We start from the raw sequence: 21,994 nt of genomic DNA, 5'->3' as shown, positions 1-21,994 counted from the left end.
AAAACCCAAATTATTGGGTCAAAGCAGCAATTATTTCAATCAACTCACCTCAAAACAGGGCCAGCTCCGGATCAAACAGCTTACCTATACTTCTGAAAAAACAAAGGCAGGTGAAATAGTATGCGTGTTACTCAGTCCATGCTTGCTCATAACTCGCTGGGCCACATCCATAAAGGCTACAACAACCTTGGTAACATCATGGACCAGCTTTCCACGGGAAAAAAGATTACAAGGGCTTCCCAGGATCCGGTTGTTGCGATGAACGGTATGCGGTACCGAACTCAGGTCACCGAGGTTGAGCAGTTCAAGCGCAATTTAAGTGAAGTCTACAACTGGATGGAGTCTTCGGACTCGGCACTTGATACGTCCACCCAGGCGATGCATAGAATACGTGAGCTTGCTATCCAGGCTTCAAACGATACATACGAATCAGGCCAGCGGGCTAACATGGCCAGTGAAATCGAGCAGCTGCTTGAGCATTTGGCATCCATCGCCAATACGAAAACAAATAACAAATATATTTTTAACGGAACCAATACGACAAACCCACCGGTAGATATGGACCTGATGAACCTTGAACCGGGTGTACTGTCTGCGCCGGGAGCCAACCAGGATCTCTATGAAATTTCATATAACGGTGAAATCTATCGCTATGACCCGGAAGCAGGGGAGCCTCTGCACTATGTAAATATCAACGAGGACGAAGACGACTATATTATCCTGGAAAATGAGAGCTTTACCTACCATTTTCAAGCACCTGTAACGAATGAACAAGGAGTAGTCCAGCCTGGGGAAACGGAAGAGCAGACGCAGAACTTGCGTGCAGAAGACTTCATTGTTTCACAGCGGAACGCCGTATCAACAAATACCCAGAACGTGGACATTGAGCTGATGAAAGGCATTAACATTCCGGTCAACTCAAACCCCCAGAAAGTATTTTCAAATGCTCTATTCGGTGACATTAAGCATCTGACTAGGGTGTTAGAAGATCCGACTACAAAAGGGTCTGACATCTCAAGCCTTATTGGCAGCCTTGATAAGCACATTGACAATATGGTAAACGAACGGGCGGAACTGGGAGCCCGCATTAATAGAGTGGAAATGATGGATACGAGGCTTAATGAACAGGAAGTTATAGCAAAGAGAATCCTGTCAGATAATGAAGATGCTGATTTGGAAAAAGTAATCATAGATTTACAGATGCAGGAAAATGTTCACAGAGCTGCGATGGCAGCGGGAGCAAGAATTATGCAGCCTACGTTAATGGACTTCTTACGATAGGACAATCAGTGCTTGAAAAGGGGAGAATGTGATGGAGATGCAGGTAATTCATATCACCCAGGTCCCAGGGGAAACAGGTCGGAGCAGCCACAGACCGCATCTACAGATTCACACTCCTTTCCCAAATATGCACATTGAGCAGGACCACCATGACCTTGTCCACATATCCACTACAGCTTCAAAGCTGTTCATCGACCAAAGTGAAGCTTTCGCCGATGCCGGTTTGAAAACACCCTTGCGTGCTGCCAATGAACATATCCAAAAAGCCTCTCAGCAGCTTGCAGAATATATTGCTTTAAAAAATGCCGAAGGCGAACAGCTGAAAAAAATTGAACATGGCACCGGCGCCATACAACGAATTGCAAGGGAAAGAACCCAGCCAGAGCAAAGTGAACTTCACTTAGAATACATGCCGAAACATGCGTTTCGTGTTTCTTTTGATTTTCAGCCATCCACGGTAAGCATCCAGGCAAATCCAAAGGAAACGACTGTTCATGTGGAAAAAAGGGAACCGGAAATAAAGGTGGATCGCTGGGAAACGCAAGCTTATATGAAACAAAAGCCTTCTCTTTCCTTTCAGGTGGTTGGCAGTCACGTGAATCGCACCATGTAATAAGCCATAGAAAGGTGGACCAACATGAACATACAGTCGAAATATGTAGGGGAGATAGACATCGAGGAGCGGGACATTTTTTCTTTTGAAAAAGGATTGCCGGCATTTGAATCGGAAACACAATTTGTGCTTCTTCCCTTCGGTCAGGACCAGGTGTTTCAGATTCTGCAATCTGTTAAAAGTCCGGAAGTTGCATTTGTGGTTGCGAGCCCGTTTTCTTTTTTTCAAGATTATCAGGTGAAGCTCCCTGAAAGCCTGCAAGAACAACTTATGATTAAAAAAGAAGAAGACGTGGCAATCTTTACGATTCTTACATTAAAGGAACCCTTTAAAGACACATCGGCAAATCTTCAAGCACCAGTCATATTAAATGTGAAAGAGCAGAAGGGAAAACAGCTTCTCTTAAATGACAGCCCCTATGATAGAAAGCATCGAATTTTTCCAAAAGAATTAGCTGAGGAGGGACAAAGGTAATGCTGGTGCTTACCCGAAAACCCAACCAGTCCATTCAAATTGGAGAAGACATTGAGATTAAAGTAGTAGCCGTTGATGGAGACCAGGTCAAACTAGGAATTGACGCGCCGAAGCATATTGACATTCATCGGAAAGAAATCTTTTTGGCGATTGAAGAAGAAAACAACGAAGCTGCCTCCTCGGATCTTTCATTGTTAGAAAAACTATCACAACAATTGAAAAAGTAGAAATCTAGAATTTGATAGATTTCTACTTTTTTCGTTCTTAAGTTCTAGGTAAAGACTAGCAACATTTTTGTAAATTCGACTTTTTTTTGAAAAAAAATGAAAAAATAATACGATACTATTTCATTTTGTTAACATTTATGGGACAGACGCACCTTGTATAAATCGCGCAAGAAAGGTAATATTTACATTCATAAAGATGAATAAGAAGAGTGTTGCTTTCACAATACGTAGACAAAATTCAGGGGATATTGTAGAAAATTGCGGGATACACGTGAGTCTGTTGCCAAGGGAAAAGAAACAACGATGAGGATAGAACGTCAAGAGGGGGATACAGAAGTGAGAGGAATGCACGGTTCTGCAATACATGGGGGGAAGGCACCCACAGTTTTATTTAATTCCTGTAAAGCGTTTGCAATAGAAACAATTGAAGAGCAGATAGAGGGCACCATTTACAAGTGCCAGGGGGAAGAGCTTTCAGCATACTTGCAATCTGGATTGAACAAAAACTGCCTGTATTATATTGAAGTCGATCCTGAAGAGATCATAGAAAAAATTAAAGTAATAACAGATCAGGAGATTCTTTGCAGGCTTGGTGTTAATTTAGGTGAAGAACATGAGGGGAAAACAAACCATTTATTGAAACATCAGGTTTCACTACTATTGTGCGGAGATAGAGAACCCAAAGAATGGGTTGTACATTACCTACGAGCAATGGAATTTATGGTCTATATTGATCCAGTTTTCCAGCCGCGCTTTGTTAATGCTTATCGTTCACTATATAGGATAGAAACGGAATCAGAAAACAAGCGGCTTGAGTTGATCTATGAAAAAGCAATGGAGAATTTATCAGAAGCCGAATGCCGGATATTAGAGAAAATTTTAGAAGGCAAAAGCAACCGCAAAATCGCAGAGGAATGCTACTTGGCGGTTGCAACTGTAAATAACCACGTCAGCCATTTAACGAAGAAGATGGCTGCGAATGACCGCACTCATACGATAAAGCGGGCAATTGAAAGCGGCTGGGTAAAAACATCCTAAATAAATAAGTAATGCAAAGAGATAGAATAATAGTTTGAGGATAAAAGTTTTGGGTTAGCGATTCGCTTTATAGGCCTCCATTTTATTGTATTTCCACCGGTTAACCATTTTGTGAGAGCCATTAAAAAATTTAATAAAATATATGCCGTCGTCTGTTTTATACAGCTTTACCCCGAGAAACTGCAAAGGGGTCCAAACTTTTCTCATGTTAAAATAAGGCAAGTGATTGTCCTCCTTTACTATTTTAATAGGTTAAATAATAAAAAAAAGTCATGTTTCAAACAATGAAAATAAGGGAATAGAAAGAGTTTAATCTTTGATTAAGAACTTATTAATATTTTATAACGAATCTCGTTCGTAATCAAGAACTTTTTGGTAATTTAATACCAGAAAGTTCTTTATAAAGCAAAAAAACAGAGAGCGGTAGGGGTTACGCTCTCTGTTTTGTACTATATAAAATTATTTTTATTAAAAAGTTCTCTTTAGTGAACGTAGATTCCGTCCATTGAATGCTGGCCCATGTACTTATGTAGTCTCTAAGGAAGTGCAGGAACAAAAAACAAAATTAACTGGCATCATTCTTTGGATTGAATTCTACAATACACGTGTGAGTCCTCTGCATCTGCTGTTTAATAGAATACTTACTCGCCCTTACCGTAAGCTTCTGTTGATCGGAAAAAGTGAGAACAGTATTTCCTTTGTCTTTTGAAGGGATGGCATGCTCAAATCCGATTAAATGATGAATGAATACCCACTCATTATCCGTCGCCAAATAAGACATGACGGGAAAGGCATAAATCATGTGATCCAGATTCACAGGAACAGGCCGTTTCTTCTGGATATTCGTTCGCTCTCTCACTGCTTTATTTCTTCCTTCAAGGGAGGCCCCGCCAGCAATGCAGGCGTCATCCAGAATCTTAAGAGGAGTTTTCTTCGCAAGAATAGGTTTCTTTCCTTTTTCATAAATTAGCGTCTTCGCTTCTCCTTTAAAGTAGGGTACCAAAGCCAGCGTGTCCTTGTTTACAATATAATTCTCCACAACATGTTGTTCCATTTCTCGTCCTCCTCTAATTTATAATTATGTGAATATTTACTTTATATTTTTATTATACTCATGAAATTCCAAATATCTACAATTTGTCAGGAAATCTGACATAGTATTTTAGTTTTGGTTATATGTACCTAATTGAAACGATGGCAGAAAAGAAAATTAGAAAAATAGTAAACAGTTTGCTCCATCCTCCGATATTACTTATGTAGGTGATAACAGCGAGCCCTGGCGGCCGACAGGGTACTGCTGGTCACTAAATAAAGTATCCAGCCACAAGGACGTGGACGGACAACAATCAAGGAGGATTTATTTATCATGATCATTAACAACAACATTCCAGCGTTGAACACACACCGTCAAATGGGCATCAACCAAAACAACATGCAATCTTCAATGGAGAAGTTATCTTCAGGTATGCGTATCAACCGTGCAGGTGATGATGCAGCAGGTCTCGCAATCTCTGAGAAGATGCGGGCACAAATTAACGGTTTAGACCAAGCGAGCCGTAACTCACAAGATGGTATCTCTATGATTCAGACTGCAGAAGGAGCTCTAGATGAAGCTCATAGTATATTACAAAGGATGCGAGAACTAGCAGTTCAGGCTTCTAACGATACAAATGTAGGAGTAGATAGAGAAGAGCTTCAAAAAGAAGTAGAACAACTAACACAAGAAATTGGAAGAATAAAAGACGAAACTCAGTTTAATAAGCAGAATATACTCGATGGAACAGCTGGAGCTGCTGGAGGAGAAGGAGAAGGCATTGTATATATTCAAACCGGTGCAAACTCCAACCAGCTGACAGAAATTGACTTTACCACTGAAGGAGTAGATTTAACCTCGGTTTTTGAAGCTATGGAAGGAATAGATATCTCAGAAAGTCAATCGTCAGCAACAGAAGCCATTGATTTAATTGATGCTGAAATCGAAAAAGTATCTAGCGGTCGTTCTTATCTAGGTGCCATGCAAAATAGGTTAGAACATACGATTGCAAACCTTGATAATGCCTCAGAAAACTTATCAGCAGCTGAATCACGGATAAGAGATGTAGATATGGCAAAAGAAATGATGGAAATGACCAAATCGAACATTTTATCCCAAGCATCACAGTCTATGTTAGCTCAAGCAAATCAACAACCGCAGTCTGTTTTACAATTACTTGGTTAATTTTTTATTAAAGAGACTCTAGATTTTGCTAGAGTCTCTTTTCTAACAGTAACTTTATTTTAGTAAAGAAGGTATGTATATATATGAGCAGGTATGCAACAAAAGATATTGAACAAATAATACAAATTTGTAACACCTTTATAGAGGGACTAGAACAACTCTCGTATTTACAAAGATGTAAAAAAGTTAAAGAGAGCGTGTTTTTATGTGGGTCGTTAATCGAAGGCATTACTGTAATCAGTACTTGGATCAATAATAACAAACAAATGAGTAAATACGTACTGGAAATAAATAATAAAATAGCAAATAATATTTTTCTATTAGCTGAAAGTTTAGAAAAGGGAACTATTTATAAAAGTTTAGAGATATTACAATTCTCTTTAATCCCTCAATCTAAGAAATTATTGTTAGAGTTGAAAGGGGAAGTTATAGAAAGAAAAAATAAAGAGATAATAATAGGTGTGTATCTGTGCCAGAATAACCCGTTAATAGTAATGCCAGAAGCTAGAGTAGCTGCTTTAAATAAGGAGGCCCAATTGCAGGGGAGTAAGTTAATTTTCTTCTCATCTGAGGATGTTGACTTTCTCAATGAGAAAGTGGAAGCAAGTGTATACGGTAAACCTCTATATCAAAAAAAAGTTGTTGAATTTCCAGACGTTATACATAATATCAATCCTACAAATTCTTTGAATCGTTCTAATATTGAAAAAAAATTAAGAAAGATAATCCCTTTTACCACGTTTGGCATTGGAGATAAATTAAATTTACCAGCAAAATTCATAGAATCAAAATTGTTTGCAGAATTGCTCGTGCCATTTAAAGTAATTACAAATGTAGCAATTACGATAGAGTTTATTGAGAAAAATAAAAAGGCAGTAATTAAGCCACTATTGGGTAGACAGGGACAAAAAATTTACTTTATAGAAAAGAAAGCAGAAAATAAATATCTAGTTAGAGACCACAAGAAAAAAGTAATCTTACAGGCTTTCCAATTAAAAGATTTCATTCATTACTTATTGTCTGAAAAGGGAAAGTATATGGTTCAAAGATATATTAATAGTAGAACAAAGGACAAGTCCCCATTCGATATAAGAGCCCACATGCAGAAGAATGGTGATGGCGAATGGACTCTTACTAAAATTTATCCTAGGATTGGGAGCAAAAAAAGCATATTAAGCAATATTAGTAGGGGTGGGAGAACCGGACTATTAAATGAGTTTTTAAAGAAAGAATTTGGAGAACTTAAAAGTGGCAACTTAGAGAGTAACTTAGTAAATTTAGCTTTTGATTTGGCTTGGTGGACAGATAAATGTTATGGATCTGCAATAGATGAGCTTGGTTTAGACTTGGCAATAGATGAAAATAATAAGATTTGGCTCCATGAAATTAATGGCGGCCCTCAATCCACCTTTCATGAAGAAGAACGAGCATTAAATACCATAGCTTATGCTAAGTATATTAAAGAAAATGCGTTATTTTTAAGTAACCAGTTTGATAAATTGAAAGGGACACAAATTTTTGAAAGTGAACTTTCTAAATTGGAGCATGCCAAATTAAATGGTAAAGCCATAATCGGTATGTTAATAAGTAAAGAGGTGGATGAATCTTCAATGGCTCTTAAAGAAGCAACTGCTTATGTTGCTAACTTTGAAGGGGTTAACTTTTTTTGTTTTTCTCCAGAAGATGTAGATATCTTCAATCAGAAGATAAAGGGACATATATATGAAAGTTATAAATGGGTCCCATATATTTTTAATTACCCTGATGTGATAATTGATAGGTACAGGATGCGAAACATACAGGGTTACGATGGTGTTTACCAAGAGTTCTCTGACATTCCTTTTACAAACATTAATAAAGGAGGGTCAATGAATAAGTTAGACTTTTATAATCTCTTAAAAAAAACAGGAGAAGTAGAAGATACTATCATACCTTACAAAAACGTGACCTCCTTCAATGATCTAAAACACTTCACGGATTCATATGAAACTGTTATTCTAAAGCCGTTATCAGGGTCTTTTGGGAGTGGTATATACTTTATTGAGAAAAAAAATAATAATTACACTGTTAGATACAAAGATCAGGTAACAAAATACTCTAGAATAGAATATGAGAAGTATTTTAGTAATATAACAAGTAAAAAGAACTTTGTAGTACAAAAATTTATTGAAACCAGGACTATTGATAACCTTCCGTTTGATATAAGGGTGCACATGGTAAAGGATCCCGAAAAACAAGAATGGGAAATTCTAGCTTTGTATCCTAGGGTCGGATTCAACCACCATAAAATATCCTTAATGAAGGAAGGCGGTTATATAAGTGAATGGAAAGGATTTTTAGGTCGTAACTTTCCTCAAACATCTTATGAAAAGCTAACAGAAAATCTTAAAAATAAGGCATTTAAAATTATAGATACTTTTGAAAAAAACCACACTACTACGGTAAATGAAGTGGCTTTAGATCTGGCTTTAACTAGAGATTTATCTATTTATTTAATTGAAGCTAATATAAACAAGCCTGCAGTAGCAAACTTTGAGTTCAAGTATGCTAAATTTTTAATAAAGTTAGCAAAACATTTAATATAAAATTAATCAAAGGCTCAGTTTTAACGCAAGTGTTTTTTTTCTTACTTACTTTAATAAGGATGATAAATATGAATATTGCAGTTCTTTATGGAGGGAAGTCTCCAGAGCATCAAGTCTCATTAAAGTCTGCTGTGTCGGTTTTTGATAATATAGACTACTCTAAATATCAGGTTACCCCCATTTATATTACTCAAGATGGAAGTTGGTTTTCTAAAGAAAAGGTTACTGAAACAATGACCTCCACAAATGAATTGATAACTAGCAATTTACCTTTTTCATTTGATAATTTATCGAAGTTCGATGTTATTTTTCCTGTGTTACTTGGATCCAATGGGGAAGATGGCACCCTACAAGGCTTATTTGAAATAATTGACGTACCATATGTGGGGAATGGCGTAACTTCATCAGCTATTTGTATGGACAAAATAATAATGAAATCGGTTTTTTCCAGCTATAAGATACCTCAGGTAAATTATTTATGGTGGAATAAAAGTGATTGGATAGAAAAAAAAGAAAAAATTTTCAAGGAAATTGAATCTTTACTAGGTTTCCCTTGCTATGTAAAAGCATCTAACTTAGGCTCCAGTATAGGTGTTTATAAGTGTAGATCAATCAAAGAACTAAGCTTTTCTATGTCTCAAGCTTTTAACTTTTCTAATAAAGTGATTGTCGAAGAAGCTGTGAAAGCTCGTGAAATTGAGCTAGCCGGTATAGGAAACAATGACATAAAATTTTCAGTAGCTGGAGAAGTGGATATTGGAAGTAATATTTTTTATGATTACCATGCTAAATATAACCAAGGATTAAACACTATTGTCCCTGCCAATATAAGTAATGAAACTTACATAAATTTAATAAAACTTGCAAAAAAATGCATCAACGCAGTTCCTATTGAAGGTCTATTTCGAGCTGACTTTTTCTTAACAGAGAAGGGAAAGATATATGTTAACGAAATAAACACTTTTCCAGGTTTTACAAATACCAGCATGTTTCCTTTGCTTTGGGAAAAAACTGGCTTGTCATATACTGATTTGATTGATAGCTTAATTGCATTTGCAGTTGAAAGACACAGGAGAAAAAAGGGTTTTATTAAGCAGGGTAATTATTCATAAAGTTGGTTTGTATTAATCTATTTAAGCTATATTATCTCAAAAAGAATAAAATTGCTATCCACTAAGCTAACCACTACACTAGTATGGGTTAGCTTATTTTTATGGACACACTACATAGCAGAAGGAGGAGGTCATCGGATGTGGGAGTTACTGTTGTTAATGTTTGAACGTCTCGGAATTATTGTAACTCTTGCTTTCATTATGACGAGGCTTCCTTTCTTTCGGCAGCTGCTGGATCAGCGGCAGTTGACAACCGTTCAGGCGTTTAGTATCACGGTGATCTTTGGCTTGTTTGGCATCGTGGGAACGTACACGGGCTTGACCTTCTCTCCGGAAGAGGGAGTGTTTTCGAGCTGGGCGGTTTCTGTGGGCGAGGATGAGGCCATTGCCAACTCAAGAGTCATTGGAGTCGTTGCGGCCGGTCTTCTTGGCGGGATAAAAGTAGGTCTTGGCGCTGGTTTGATTGCAGGGCTTCACCGCTACTCGTTAGGGGGCTTTACGGACTTTGCCTGCGGGCTTTCCTCGGTCATTGCCGGGCTTCTCGCCGGACTGATTCATTCGAAGCTCAAAAAGCAGCGAATTATTTCTGTGCCGGTTGCTCTTTTTGCCGGCGCGGCGGCTGAGGCTATTCAGATGGCTGTGATCTTAGGGGTGGCCAGGCCCTTTGATCTGGCATTAGCGTTAGTGCAGGAGATTGGTGTGCCGATGATTGTGGCCAATGGGGCCGGAACGGCTATTTTTATTTTGATCATTCAAAACGTCATTAATGAAGAAGAGAGAATGGGGGCTCTTCAATCGCAGAAGGCGCTAAGAATTGCTGACCGGACAATTAATGATCTCCGCCAGGGGTTAACACCGGATTCAGCCAAGTCTGCCTGCAATATTTTATTAAAAGAAGTAGAAGTGAGCGGGGTTGCCATCACCAATAAAGAAAGCATTTTGGCACATAGCGGCTTGGGGGCTGACCATCACGCAGGGAGCAGTCCTATTAAAACAAAGGCGACGCAAGAGGTGATTCAAACAGGGAAAATGAAGATCGCAAAGGATGGAGAGATTGAATGCCGCGTTAAGGACTGTCCTATCAAAGCGGCCATTATTGCTCCTCTTAAGCAAAAAGGAGAAACGATCGGGACGTTAAAGTTTTATTTTGAAGCCGAAAAAGAAGTGACACCGTTAAACGTGGAACTTATGAGCGGTCTGTCTCTTCTTCTCAGCAGCCAGCTTGAGCTTGCTGAAGTGGAACATCAGCAGAAATTGGCCAGGGAGGCTGAAATTAAAGCGCTGCAGGCGCAGGTGAATCCTCATTTTTTGTTTAACGCCCTTAATACAATTGTTTCTCTCATTCGGACGGATCCTGCAAAAGCAAGGAAGCTGCTGCTGGCTTTATCCAATTTTTTCAGAAAAAATTTGTCGGCTTCTGAGAAAAGCCTCACGACGTTAGAGGAAGAGCTCAACCAGGTGAAGTCTTACTTAGCGATTGAAGAGGCTCGTTTTTTTGATAAGCTCGAAGTGATATATGAGGTGGATGACACTCTTCTCTATAAGGAAGTGCCTCCGATGACGCTCCAGCCTCTTATTGAAAATGCCCTTAAGCATGGGCTGAAGGATAAATACAAAGACCGGAGGCTGAAGATTTCGATTCAAAAGGAAGACGACAGAGCAAGGGTCTCCGTTACTGATAACGGAGCGGGCATGACAAAAGAACGTCTTGCTCAATTAAAAGAGCAATCGGTGGAGTCAAAAGAGGGAGCAGGTATTGGTGTATATAATGTGAACCGGAGACTGGAAATGACCTTTGGAGAAGAGTCGGCTCTTCACATCGAGAGCACTATAGGGGAAGGGTCCTGTGTGTTCTTTTATATACGTACGTAAGCATCAATGATCATGGAAAGGAGAGGCCATTTATGAAAACAGGACGTATTCGTGTCATTGTTGTAGACGACGAACCTCACAGCAGAAGTGAGCTGATCTATTTACTGGAAGAACACAGCCAGATTGAGGTGACAGGAGAAGCCGATTCTGGACAGAAGGGGCTGGAGCTGGTCCTTCAAAAAGAGCCGGATGTCATCTTTCTGGATATAGAGATGAGCCAGATGAATGGAATGGAGTTAGCGGAGCATTTGAAGAAAGTAAAGAAGAGGCCTCTCCTTATTTTTGCGACAGCTTATCCTGATTATGCTGCCAAAGCGTTTAGAATGGAGGCAACGGACTATTTACTTAAACCCTTTGATGAAGAACAGCTGGAAGAAACGATCAAAAGAATCGAAAAGATCCTTCTTTCTGACACTATGCCAGAAAACGCAAGGAAAAAAGGGAAGCTTGCCGTGGAAGGTCAAAATCGAATCGTTTACTTAGCCCCTGACACCATTGATTATTTGTACCGGGAAGGGAGAGAAACGCTTATTCACAGCCAGGGGCAGCAGTATTCAACGAAAGCTACGTTAAAAGAGGTAAGTGAGAAGCTGCAGGGCTGGCCTTTTTTTCGTATTCATAAAAGCTATATCGTAAACCTGCAAGCTGTAAAGGAATTGATCCCGTGGGTGAATGGTGCCTATCAGCTTAAAATAAAGGGATACCAGGAAGAGCTTCCAGTAAGCAGGAATTTTGTAAAAGCATTACGGGAGGAGCTTGAGCTGTAATCCTTGCAGGTAGGTGAGGATGTATGACATGTTACCATCAGTTTTCGACATGATAGCCTATTTTTCACAAAAAAGTAACAAATTCATCTATAATGAAACTATGAAAGCGCATACAAACAAGCATACATCATAGATGAGGTGAGACCAGTGATTACTTTTTTGCTCTCTATTGTTATTTTAATTATCGGCTATTTCACGTATGGTAAATTTGTAGAAAAGGTCTTTGGTGTAAAAGATAAACGGATGACTCCGGCGTATTCAGTGAATGACGGAGTGGACTATGTGCCAATGTCCACAAAGAAAAACTCCATGATCCAGCTCTTAAATATCGCTGGGGTGGGTCCGATTTTTGGCCCGATTATGGGTGCACTGTACGGCCCGGTTGCTTTTCTCTGGATTGTACTAGGTGCCATCTTTGCCGGTGCTGTTCATGATTACCTGACAGGGATGATTTCCATTCGTAACAGAGGAGCTCATTTGCCTGAGCTGGCAGGTAAGTTTCTTGGTACGATTATGAAGCATGTTGTAAACGTTTTCGCCATCCTTCTTCTCGTTCTTGTGGGAACCGTGTTTGTTTCCGCACCGGCTGATCTTCTTAGCGGCCTGACGCCAATGTGGGCAACAACTGGTTTATTTATAGCTTTGATCTTTATTTATTATATTTTTGCAACGATGCTTCCAATTGATAAAATCATTGGACGAGTGTACCCGTACTTTGGCGCGCTCCTTGTCATCAGTGCCGTTGGAATTGGTGCAGGGCTAGTGATAACAGGTGCCCCGATTCCTGAATTAAGCTTTACCAATATGCATCCTGACAATCTACCAATCTTTCCACTGTTGTTCTTAACGATTTCCTGTGGAGCATTATCCGGGTTTCATGCAACACAGTCACCGATCATTTCCCGGACGACGCAAAAGGAAAAACAGGGACGAAAGATCTTTTATGGAATGATGATTACTGAAGCGATTATTGCGATGATCTGGGCAGCAGCAGCGATGAGCCTGTTCTACGGACAAGATCTGAATGAACTTCTTGCAGCAGGCGGTCCGGCTCTTGTGGTAAGTGAAGTGGCGATCACTATGCTTGGTGCAATCGGCGGTACGCTGGCTGTTCTTGGTGTTATTGTTCTTCCAATTACATCTGGTGATACAGCGTTCCGTAGTGCTCGTATGATTATTGCTGACTATATCAAAGTTGGACAAAAGAAAATCATCAAGCGTCTCATGATTGCCTTGCCGTTGTTTGTCATTTCTGTCGCGTTAACCTTTATTGATTTCCAATTGCTGTGGCGTTACTTCTCCTGGGCAAACCAGTCCACGGCGATGATCGCTCTCTGGGTAGGGGCTATGTACCTACTCTTACAGCGGAAAAATCACTGGATAGCAAGTATTCCGGCAGTCTTTATGACAATGGTAACCTTCACGTATATTCTGAATGCTGAAATTGGCTTTGGTCTTCCGATGAATTCCGCTTATATCGGAGCAGCCATAGGAACGGCCATTGTCATTGCCTTGTTTACTCGCCGGGCAAAGAGAGAACTGAATGCCGGCCGAATTGATGTGGACGAGGTAGAACAAGATCATAAGGCAGCGTAAATGATGAATCGAAAGCAGACCTGGCTTCTAAAAAGTCAGGTCTTTTCTTATTTTTATTTTACAAAGGTATGGTTCAAATGGATGCCGGAGCCGCTCCATTGCCAGCATTCCGAGCCTTCCGTTGTGGTAATGGAGTTGCCTTCTTTTACAAACGACATTTGGCATCCAATCTCATCAGCGCTTTGAAGTGCTGTGCTGCCGTCTTTTACCGCATAGCCTTCCACTGAGCCTGCATGGGTGTTAGACACATGGATATCAAAGGAAAAGCCTGTGTCGTCCTCATTGTAAATAGTAAGAGATCCGCCGATGTCAGAGCTTCCGTCAATAAGCCATTCTCCTTCCCAGGAAGCAGCAGGCTCTTGTGCTGCTGGAGCTTTTTTTTCAGAGACTTCCTCTGTTGAAACCTCTGCTGCTTGCTCTTCTTCTGAAGTTGGAAGGCTGCCCCTTTGTTCAAATGAGAGTTCTTCAGGCATGAGAACGTGGCTGAATTCAGTAAATTCTTTGGCCCATTCTTCAATTGTTTCTGGTACCAGAATTTCATTATTGGAGTAATATTTCACTTTTTCCTCATCAATAATCGCTGCCCACAAGGCATCTCCGTCGCCATGCATCAGGATTCCTTCCATCATGCCAGGCAGGCCTTGAACCTTGGCAGAGTAAGCCTCTCCCTCGAATGAATCAATGATCTCCTCTTCCTGGATCAGGTGAAAGGTAGATAAAAATAATTCATAATCAACACCGACCATAGCTTTAAAAAGATCTTCCTGTTCAACTGTGAGCAGCCCAAGGGAGGAGAGCGTATCAGGCTCGATTTCTGCTGCATGACCTTCCCCGTAAAACACTCCGTCGAATGTCACCCCGTTTCCGGAGTAGTATTTGCAATCATCACTCGATGAGACGAGAATGTTGGAATCCTTCCACTCAAAGGTTAAGGAACAGCTGTCAGGGCCTTGATATGTAGCCTGAAAGTCTTCATTCATCTTTGCATTTCCGGAAAGGTGGCCTACATTCGCTCCCTCTGAGACGTGAATCTCAAAAGAAAAAGCCTGGTCACCGTTATCCTGAATATCTAAAAGACCTCCACTCGTATGGCTGATTCTTTCATATGTACCGTCTCGGAAGACCTGTTGTTTCTTATCTTCCTCCTCTGTTAGTTGTTGATTATTCTCCGGTGACTCTGGTGAATTGCCGGCTTGCGATGCTTCTTCACTTTCTGTATTGCTTTCTATCTCTTCATTTTGATCGGTTTCTGTATCCTCATGGCTGCCCGTGTCTTCCTCTTGCACCGTTGTATCTTCTGCTGTTGCCCCAGATTCAGAAGGTGAAGGTTGCGTACCACATGCAGACAAAGCAAATAGTAAGCATACATACATCATCCAATACCTTTTCACCTGATCCCTCCTTTTATGACTTATTACCTAGGTAAATTATACAAAAAAGAAAGATGAATGCAAATAATTACACCTATGTACCTATAAAAGAATTCTGTAGCTATAAATATTCGTGTACTCTATTAACAATGTACAAAACGAAACGATATTACTTATATTGGCAGGATTTGGTTCGTTGTGCCTACTTCCATAAATATGAGTAAAGAAGGGTGAGCAGTGGTGAAAGGTTTTATTGATAAACTTAAGCTTGGAACGAAACTTAATGTATTAATTGTTGCGATTTTGCTTTGTTTTTCCACGGTGATCGGATTTGTTGTGCAAGGTCAAATTACAAATGGAATTGAAAGAACAGCTGTGGAAAAGGCCCAGTCAGATCTTGCTTTGGGATACAGCTATATTGACGCCCAGTACCCGGGTCCTTGGCAGGTTGAGGATGGCGTCCTCTTTAAAGGTGACGTTGAAATTTCCAATAATTTCGACCTGGTAGACGAAGTTGGGGACATGACAGAGGGTACGGTGACAATTTTCCTGGAAGACACACGTGTAACGACGAATGTAATAAATAACGGTGAAAGAGCGGTGGGGACCCAGGCTTCCCAGGAAGTTGCACACACAGTACTGGAAGAAGGAAACGTATATACAGGTCCAGCTGATGTTGCGGGAGTTACCTATCAAACGGCATATCAGCCATTATACGATGCAGAAGGGGAAACCATCGGAATGTGGTATGTAGGAGCATCACAGGAAATATTAGATGAAATTATCGGCCAATCTACCATTGTATTTTTAATTGTCTTAGTAGCAGGAACTCTTGTTTCAGCAGGGGCTGTGCTTTTATTTTCCAGACGTATTACGAAACGGTTATCAGGGGTTTCCGAAGCTCTTGCCTCTGCCGGAGAGGGTGATTTCACGACTGCGTTGTCGGACTCTTCGAAAGATGAAATTGGTTCGTTAGCCCGAAGCTACAACACTATGAAAGAAAGTCTTCGTCAACTCGTCTCTCAGGTTACAGAAAGTTCACAGCAGGTGGCAGCTTCTTCTGAGCAATTAAGTGCCAGCGCCCAGGAAACCAATGCTGCCACGGAAGAAATTTCAAGTTCCATTCAAGAAATGGCAGCGGGGGCAGAAGAACAGCTGGCCAGTGCGAATTCAACAAATGATGTCGTGATGGAGATTTCAACAGGAATGAAGCAGATTGCAGGCATTATTCAGGAGATCAATGATTCCTCCCAGCAGGCTTCTTCGAAAGCAGAGCACGGCAGAGAAGTCATAGAACAAACTGTAAGCCAAATGAAATTCATTTTTGAAAAGACAAATGATACCTCCTCAATGATTGATCAATTAGGTGAGAAATCTAAGAAAATCGGCGATATTGTTTCTCTGATTACTGCTATCTCTGACCAGACAAACCTTTTAGCTCTTAACGCAGCGATTGAAGCAGCAAGAGCTGGAGAGCATGGAAAGGGGTTTGCAGTAGTAGCTGAAGAGGTGAGGAAGCTTGCTGAACAGTCAGGTGAATCGTCAAAACAAATTAGTGAAATGATTCAGGAGATCCAAAAGGATATACAAAAGTCTGTAGAGTCTATGTCCGAAGGCAAACAGGCCGTTAATGAAGGCTCTGATCATGTGAACCGGGCAGGCTGTTCTTTTAAAGACATTTCAGAAGCGATCCAATTTGTCAGTACACAAATGGAGGAAGTATCGGCAGCTGTTCAGCAAATATCTGCGAGCACAGAAACCATGTCCTCATCGGTACAGGAAACGGCCAAGGTGGCTGAGGATTCATCTGGTTATACGCAGGAGGTGGCAGCCTCAGCGGAAGAGCAGAATGCATCCATGCAGGAAATTACCACTGCTGCCACAACACTTGCAGAAATGGCTGAGGAGCTTCAGGACTCCGTGAAAACATTTAAGTTATAGAAGAGTCGTTCTGGGTGCAGGCAGAAAAAATGGCAGAACCCTTTAACAATCCCCTCTTTTGACCGATAAAAGAATCAGGTGAAAAAATCGGAGGGTGAATTCTTATGGAAATAAAAGGGACAGGCATACCAGGAGTTCAAGAAGTCATTCATTCCTCTCGCCACTACACACAATCAACCAGTCAGCACGAGAAGGCCGCTACAGAGGAAAAGCATGGTACAGAAGACCAGCGCAAGACCACTTCTTTGGATCGTGAGAAGCTGTTGCAGGAAGTGAACGGGTTAAATCAGATGCTCGATGTGAATGCAACGGCTTTGAAGTTCAATGTTCATGACAAGCTGGAAAGGACATATGTTCAGGTGGTGGATCGAAACACGGAGGAAGTGGTACGGGAAATACCTCCGGAAAAGTTTCTGGATATCGTTGCAGCCATGCTTGAGCATGTAGGTCTGATTGTCGATAAGAAAGTGTAGACCTGTTTATAGATGTAACAACAGAAAAAGGACAAGAGAACATTCTCTGTCCTTTTTCTTTTTACCACCATAAGAATTCACTTTTTAAAAAAACATGGGGGATCAAACATGAGTGATATGAGAATGACTGGCTTTGCCTCGGGCATGGACATAAATCAAATGGTTTCAGACTTAATGAGAGCCGAGCGGGAGCCATTAAACCGGATGGAACAGGACCGCCAGCTGCTTCTGTGGCAGCAGGAGGCCTACCGGGAAGTGAACCGGCAGTTTGCTGATTTTCGGACAACGACCTTTGATGGAATCATGCGAAGGGCAAATATGACAGCAACAACGGTAAGCAGTACAGACGAAAGCAAGGTAACGGCTTCAGGATCAGCATCATCCGGTGAAGGCTCCTATACACTTTCAAGAGTTGACCGTCTTGCTTCAGCGGCAAGCAATGTCAGCAGTGATGAGATTCTCGGAGCAGAAGGAAGACTGGACGGGGATGCTTCCTTATGGAGCCAGCTCAGCACCCATGAAGGAATGAACTGGGAGACAAAGGAGCACCAGGAAACGATACAGGTGAACGAGGACAGCGGTATAGCCGTACTGGAAAGTGGTGCAATTGACCCGGACAGTGTAGAGGTACCAGGCTTCAGTGTAGTCACTTCGGAAGAAGATTTAAATGAAGGCAGTGTTTTGGTTGATGATGAGACGGGCACTCTTCAATTTCATGCTTCATTTGAAGGGGGAGAGAGTCTTGAGGTAACGTATCAATCCCATGTCTTTTCCTTTGATGCAACCACGTATGACAGTGAAGGAGAGGAGGTAACAGAGAACTTTGAATTTGCGGGCACAGACAGCTTGCATCAGGTGCTTGGTGACATTAATCGTTCCAGCCTGGGCGTTAACGCCTTTTATGATGAATTTTCTGGCCGGGTGGCGTTGACCCGCAGTGATACGGGGCAGTATAACGAAGCCCGGGAAGGTGAGGAAGCAAGAACCGCTGAAAACGGAGAAATCAAATTCTCTGACGGATTTCTACGTGATGTGCTCCATTTGGATGAGAGTAACGAAAGTGGCGGGGACAATGCTCAATTTACGATAAATGGACTGGAAACAGAGCGGACTTCCAATTCCTTTACCATTGATGGAGTAAATATTACACTCCATGATACGTTTACGGAAGGATCTGTCATGCTGGGTGTCTCGACTGATACAGAGCAGGTTTTCGACCAGGTGATAGAGTTTGTGGACGAGTACAATGCACTGATCGAACTTGTGGATGGAAAGGTCTCGGAGGAAAGGTACCGGGACTATCCGCCATTAACTGACGAGCAGCGCAGGGAAATGTCAGAGAGAGAACAAGAAATGTGGGATGAGCGGGCGGAAAGCGGGATGCTGCGAAATGACCGCATGCTCTCTGGCGCCCTGGACCGGATGCGCCAGGATATGTACGGATCTGTGGACACAGATCAGGGGGCCTTTTCACATTTGACGGAGCTTGGCATTACGACGACCTCAAATTATCAGGACAGGGGTAGGCTTGAAGTAGATGAAGAAAAGCTTCGAGAAGCGATTGCTCAAGATGCAGAAGGTGTGTTTCAAATCTTTGCAGCGAACGGTGAAACATATGAGGAAAAAGGGGCGGCCCGGCGCTTGCGAGAGACTCTTCAAGGCACCATTGAACAGGTGTCGCAGCGTGCCGGCGGAGCCTCTGCCGCATCAAACCAGCAGTTTACAATCGGTCGCGAAATTGATCAAATGAATGACCGGATGACAAACTTTGAGCGACGGATGCAGCAGACTGAACAGCGGTACTGGGCTCAGTTTACCAGGATGGAACAGGCCATGGCGCAGGCGAATGCCCAGATGGAGCAGTTAATGTCGCAAATGGGCGGCATGGGGATGTAAGGAGTATATATAGTAAAAACCTGTGGCGTGAAGAGCTGGCCACAGGTTTTTTTATGAAGGGGGAAGTGTTGTGCTATTGAACGGGCATTTCCCCTTTGGCCACCGCACGGCTGATTGCTTGCTGGCTTTCTTTTCTGGTAATTTCCAATTATGGGCGGGGAAATACGTGTTTGACCCAATTATAGTGCAGTTAGACCCAATTACCGGCGGTTTTGACCCAATTATGGTGAAGTTTGACCCAATTATCGGCAGTTTTGACCCAATTAATTCAATAATCGACCCAATTAAGTCCGCGACTGCCCGAATGAGGTTCCGCGTCGGCCCAATCAAGTCCCCGACTGCCTGAAATGAGGTTGCACATCTGCCCTAACAAGTCAGAGAATGCCCGAATCGGGTGCAACGTCTGCCCACTCACCCACCACCTACCGAATTCCAGCCAGCGTCACTTTGCTCGGCCGCGAATTATCATTCTTTATAGTCCCAGAGTATCCTCCACTCCCTCTCTTCCTCGGTCACATAGACAAACTGGACAAAGTCAAAGTGGCCGTATTTACCGACATAGCTTTTGGTGACCACAATCTCATATACCTCTTCCAAAGGCTCACTATCTGCAAACATCCGCCATTCTTTTATTTTTTCAGGGCTGCTCATTGTAAACTCATAATCTTCTACATCAAAGTGATTTTGAAAAACATGGGGCCGGTCTGATATATAGCTGTCTCTTGGGAAATGTTCCTGCATGGAGGAATGAAACAGCTCCCAGGAAGAAGCAAATTTTGCTTCCTGCTCCAGTTCATAAAATTCTTCTACTGTCTTGGCGGCCTTTCTGGCATCAGAAGGCAGCAGGGCAGCTGCAAGCAGTACAAGGATGACTAAGCCGGCTGCAATCGGTACAAGGTGCGGGGAAAAAGGGAGTTTTCTTTTCAAGAAAGGCCCTCCTTTGCAAGGTGTTTTACACGTATGTGTATTCTGCCGTCCTGATAATTATTTCAGATAGGCCGGCTTGTATTTTAAAAGACTCGGACTTCGCCTAACGAGAATTTTGTAATAATGTCTTTCTTTTTTTAAAATGAAAAGGAATTTTACTGAGAGAACTAGAAATAACAGAGAATACTACTCTCTTGGACTTAATTTGATTAAAACAGTGGAACCTTGGTCATAATGAATTTATGAAAAAGCTAAGCAAATGGGAGGTGGCCCCTATGCAAAGTCCAGGGGAAATGAAAGAGATGCTGATCTGTCTGACAGGCATTCCAGGTGAAGTCGTCCAGCATATGTCCGAGGATGAAGTAAAGCGAATGTACAAGGAACGGTTTGTCACAAAGGATTCTATGAAAACAGGTTCATAATCTGAAAACAAGGTGGGAGGCTATGTATAGTAGTCTCTTTTTTTGTGTGTCTATGAAAAATATGTTTTCCTGTTATTTACAATATAGCTTTATATTCCGGCGTAAAGGTCCGATAATAACTTATATACGATCCAAAAAAGGGGCGGAAAATCACTTGAACAAGTTTACATCGTGCTGTGTTGCTGTGCTGGCTGCTGCTTTATTATGTAGTGAAGGAAAAGGAATGGAGGCTGCCAGCTTGGAGAAGGTAAATTTCAGCGGTTATACCTGGGATGTCAAGCATACGGGAAGTGAATTTACATGGGGGCCGGGTCCTAACCATTGGTCCAGAGATCACGTAAATGTAGATGACGAAGGCAGGCTGCATATGAAAATCGACCGCCAGGACAATCAGTGGTACAGTTCTGAAGTATCAACAACCGAGACACTGGGCTACGGCACATATTCTTTTCAAGTCGATTCGAGTATTGATATAGACAAAAATGCTGTCCTTGGTTTGTTTACCTATGATATGCAATCAGAGGACGCTGTTCAAGCAGAGCACCGTGAAATTGATATTGAATTCACGAAGTGGGGACTGGAAAGCAACCACAATAGCTACTATACCGTCCAGCCTTATATAAAAGAAGAGAATCAATGCATGTTTACAATTAGGGAGGAAGCTGCTGAGCCTACGGTTCACTCCTTTACCTGGACTCCTGAGGAAATTGTTTTCCGGTCTGCCACTACAGGAGGCAGGCTGCTGCAAACGTGGACATATTCTGGGGAAGATATCCCTGACAGCCAAAATGAAAAAGTTCATATAAATTTATGGCTCTTTCAAGGTAAAGGACCCAGTAACAACCAGCCTGTAGAAATGGTAATTTCTGATTTTTCATTTACACCGATTGAAGAAAATGATCAGGAACTCAAGACTTCGGAGGAGAATCAGGCAGAAGAGGAACCTAAAGCCCATCCTGGTCAGAATAGAGGAAGCAACGGCCTCAAAAATGGAAATGGAACTTTTAAGTAAAAGAAGCTCTTGCTGGAAAGCAGCGAGGGCTTTTTTATCTTCTGGGATTAGAATAAAGAAATGTTTAAATGTGGAGAAAGAAAGTCGATATAACCCATATGTCCAAAGCTGAAGGGTATGCAGCTAACGGGAACAGAGGGGAAGAAAGGAGTAAGGGTTATATATAAACG

The 21,994-nt window shown here is 41.6% G+C and carries 19 protein-coding genes; 16 read left to right on the top strand and 3 right to left on the bottom strand.

What is annotated here, in order from left to right; genetic code table 11:
- The first annotated feature begins 120 nt into the window (after positions 1–120).
- The 5 genes from flgL (at position 121) to ACFPU1_RS00985 (ending at position 3,633) form a co-directional block, all read left to right on the top strand.
- A complete protein-coding gene (flgL, locus tag ACFPU1_RS01005) occupies positions 121–1,281 on the top strand; it encodes a flagellar hook-associated protein FlgL (protein ID WP_385937459.1) in 1,161 nt (386 codons plus the stop codon).
- 31 nt (positions 1,282–1,312) lie between these two features.
- Positions 1,313–1,894 (top strand): DUF6470 family protein, encoded by a 582-nt coding sequence (locus ACFPU1_RS01000; RefSeq protein WP_385937456.1) that lies wholly within the window; start codon positions 1,313–1,315, stop codon positions 1,892–1,894.
- A 24-nt stretch (positions 1,895–1,918) separates the two neighbouring features.
- Positions 1,919–2,368 carry a flagellar assembly protein FliW gene (fliW, locus tag ACFPU1_RS00995; protein WP_385937453.1) on the top strand — a complete coding sequence of 150 codons (450 nt, stop codon included), beginning with the start codon at positions 1,919–1,921 and terminating at the stop codon, positions 2,366–2,368.
- Positions 2,368–2,595, top strand: coding sequence for a carbon storage regulator CsrA (gene csrA, locus ACFPU1_RS00990; protein ID WP_054636903.1), 228 nt, complete (start codon positions 2,368–2,370; stop codon positions 2,593–2,595). Before fliW ends, csrA begins: the two co-directional genes overlap by 1 nt.
- Before the next feature lie 258 nt (positions 2,596–2,853).
- The gene (locus ACFPU1_RS00985; RefSeq protein ID WP_385937450.1) at positions 2,854–3,633 is read left to right on the top strand and encodes a response regulator transcription factor; all 780 of its coding nucleotides are present in this window, start codon (positions 2,854–2,856) and stop codon (positions 3,631–3,633) included.
- 565 nt (positions 3,634–4,198) lie between these two features.
- On the opposite strand, the gene ACFPU1_RS00980 is transcribed toward ACFPU1_RS00985, so the two are convergent.
- Positions 4,199–4,687 carry a competence protein ComK gene (locus ACFPU1_RS00980; protein WP_385937447.1) on the bottom strand — a complete coding sequence of 163 codons (489 nt, stop codon included), beginning with the start codon at positions 4,685–4,687 and terminating at the stop codon, positions 4,199–4,201.
- A gap of 312 nt (positions 4,688–4,999) precedes the next feature.
- Here ACFPU1_RS00980 and ACFPU1_RS00975 point away from each other — a divergent pair, with 312 nt between their 5' ends.
- The 6 genes from ACFPU1_RS00975 to ACFPU1_RS00950 all read left to right on the top strand — a co-directional run bounded on the left by ACFPU1_RS00975 (position 5,000) and on the right by ACFPU1_RS00950 (position 13,783).
- Positions 5,000–5,851 carry a flagellin N-terminal helical domain-containing protein gene (locus ACFPU1_RS00975; RefSeq protein WP_385937444.1) on the top strand — a complete coding sequence of 284 codons (852 nt, stop codon included), beginning with the start codon at positions 5,000–5,002 and terminating at the stop codon, positions 5,849–5,851.
- 83 nt (positions 5,852–5,934) lie between these two features.
- Positions 5,935–8,436, top strand: coding sequence for a YheC/YheD family protein (locus ACFPU1_RS00970; protein ID WP_385937441.1), 2,502 nt, complete (start codon positions 5,935–5,937; stop codon positions 8,434–8,436).
- A gap of 68 nt (positions 8,437–8,504) precedes the next feature.
- Positions 8,505–9,548, top strand: coding sequence for a D-alanine--D-alanine ligase family protein (locus tag ACFPU1_RS00965; protein WP_385937438.1), 1,044 nt, complete (start codon positions 8,505–8,507; stop codon positions 9,546–9,548).
- Positions 9,549–9,686: 138 nt separating this feature from the next.
- A complete protein-coding gene (locus ACFPU1_RS00960) occupies positions 9,687–11,420 on the top strand; it encodes a LytS/YhcK type 5TM receptor domain-containing protein (RefSeq protein ID WP_385937435.1) in 1,734 nt (577 codons plus the stop codon).
- Between the two features lie 32 nt (positions 11,421–11,452).
- The gene (locus ACFPU1_RS00955; protein WP_385937432.1) at positions 11,453–12,187 is read left to right on the top strand and encodes a LytR/AlgR family response regulator transcription factor; all 735 of its coding nucleotides are present in this window, start codon (positions 11,453–11,455) and stop codon (positions 12,185–12,187) included.
- A gap of 147 nt (positions 12,188–12,334) precedes the next feature.
- Positions 12,335–13,783, top strand: coding sequence for a carbon starvation CstA family protein (locus ACFPU1_RS00950; protein WP_100400247.1), 1,449 nt, complete (start codon positions 12,335–12,337; stop codon positions 13,781–13,783).
- A 53-nt stretch (positions 13,784–13,836) separates the two neighbouring features.
- Here the strand turns inward: ACFPU1_RS00950 and ACFPU1_RS00945 are convergent, their stop codons facing one another.
- Complete coding sequence (locus tag ACFPU1_RS00945; RefSeq protein WP_385937429.1) at positions 13,837–15,174, bottom strand: hypothetical protein; 1,338 nt, start codon at positions 15,172–15,174, stop codon at positions 13,837–13,839.
- Between the two features lie 216 nt (positions 15,175–15,390).
- Between ACFPU1_RS00945 and ACFPU1_RS00940 the strand changes: the two genes are divergently transcribed.
- From ACFPU1_RS00940 to ACFPU1_RS00930, 3 genes are all read left to right on the top strand, one after another.
- On the top strand, positions 15,391–17,094 hold the full coding sequence (locus tag ACFPU1_RS00940; protein WP_385937426.1) for a methyl-accepting chemotaxis protein: 1,704 nt from the start codon (positions 15,391–15,393) through the stop codon (positions 17,092–17,094).
- Positions 17,095–17,198: 104 nt separating this feature from the next.
- Positions 17,199–17,567 carry a flagellar protein FlaG gene (gene flaG / locus ACFPU1_RS00935; RefSeq protein WP_385937423.1) on the top strand — a complete coding sequence of 123 codons (369 nt, stop codon included), beginning with the start codon at positions 17,199–17,201 and terminating at the stop codon, positions 17,565–17,567.
- Positions 17,568–17,675: 108 nt separating this feature from the next.
- Complete coding sequence (locus tag ACFPU1_RS00930) at positions 17,676–19,463, top strand: flagellar hook-associated protein 2 (RefSeq protein WP_385937420.1); 1,788 nt, start codon at positions 17,676–17,678, stop codon at positions 19,461–19,463.
- Between the two features lie 465 nt (positions 19,464–19,928).
- Here ACFPU1_RS00930 and ACFPU1_RS00925 read toward each other — a convergent pair whose 3' ends face one another.
- The gene (locus tag ACFPU1_RS00925; RefSeq protein WP_385937417.1) at positions 19,929–20,390 is read right to left on the bottom strand and encodes a hypothetical protein; all 462 of its coding nucleotides are present in this window, start codon (positions 20,388–20,390) and stop codon (positions 19,929–19,931) included.
- Between the two features lie 275 nt (positions 20,391–20,665).
- On the opposite strand from ACFPU1_RS00925, the gene ACFPU1_RS00920 reads away from it, so the two are divergent.
- Positions 20,666–20,812, top strand: coding sequence for a hypothetical protein (locus ACFPU1_RS00920; RefSeq protein ID WP_157843055.1), 147 nt, complete (start codon positions 20,666–20,668; stop codon positions 20,810–20,812).
- 154 nt (positions 20,813–20,966) lie between these two features.
- A complete protein-coding gene (locus ACFPU1_RS00915; protein WP_385937414.1) occupies positions 20,967–21,824 on the top strand; it encodes a glycoside hydrolase family 16 protein in 858 nt (285 codons plus the stop codon).
- Positions 21,825–21,994: the final 170 nt, after the last annotated feature.

Origin of the sequence: Thalassorhabdus alkalitolerans, from assembly GCF_042656525.1 — a bacterium.
Lineage (GTDB): Bacteria > Bacillota > Bacilli > Bacillales > Marinococcaceae > Thalassorhabdus > Thalassorhabdus alkalitolerans.
The sequence above is the reverse complement of the archived record's forward strand: the minus strand, read 5'-3'. Positions and strand labels throughout refer to the sequence as shown.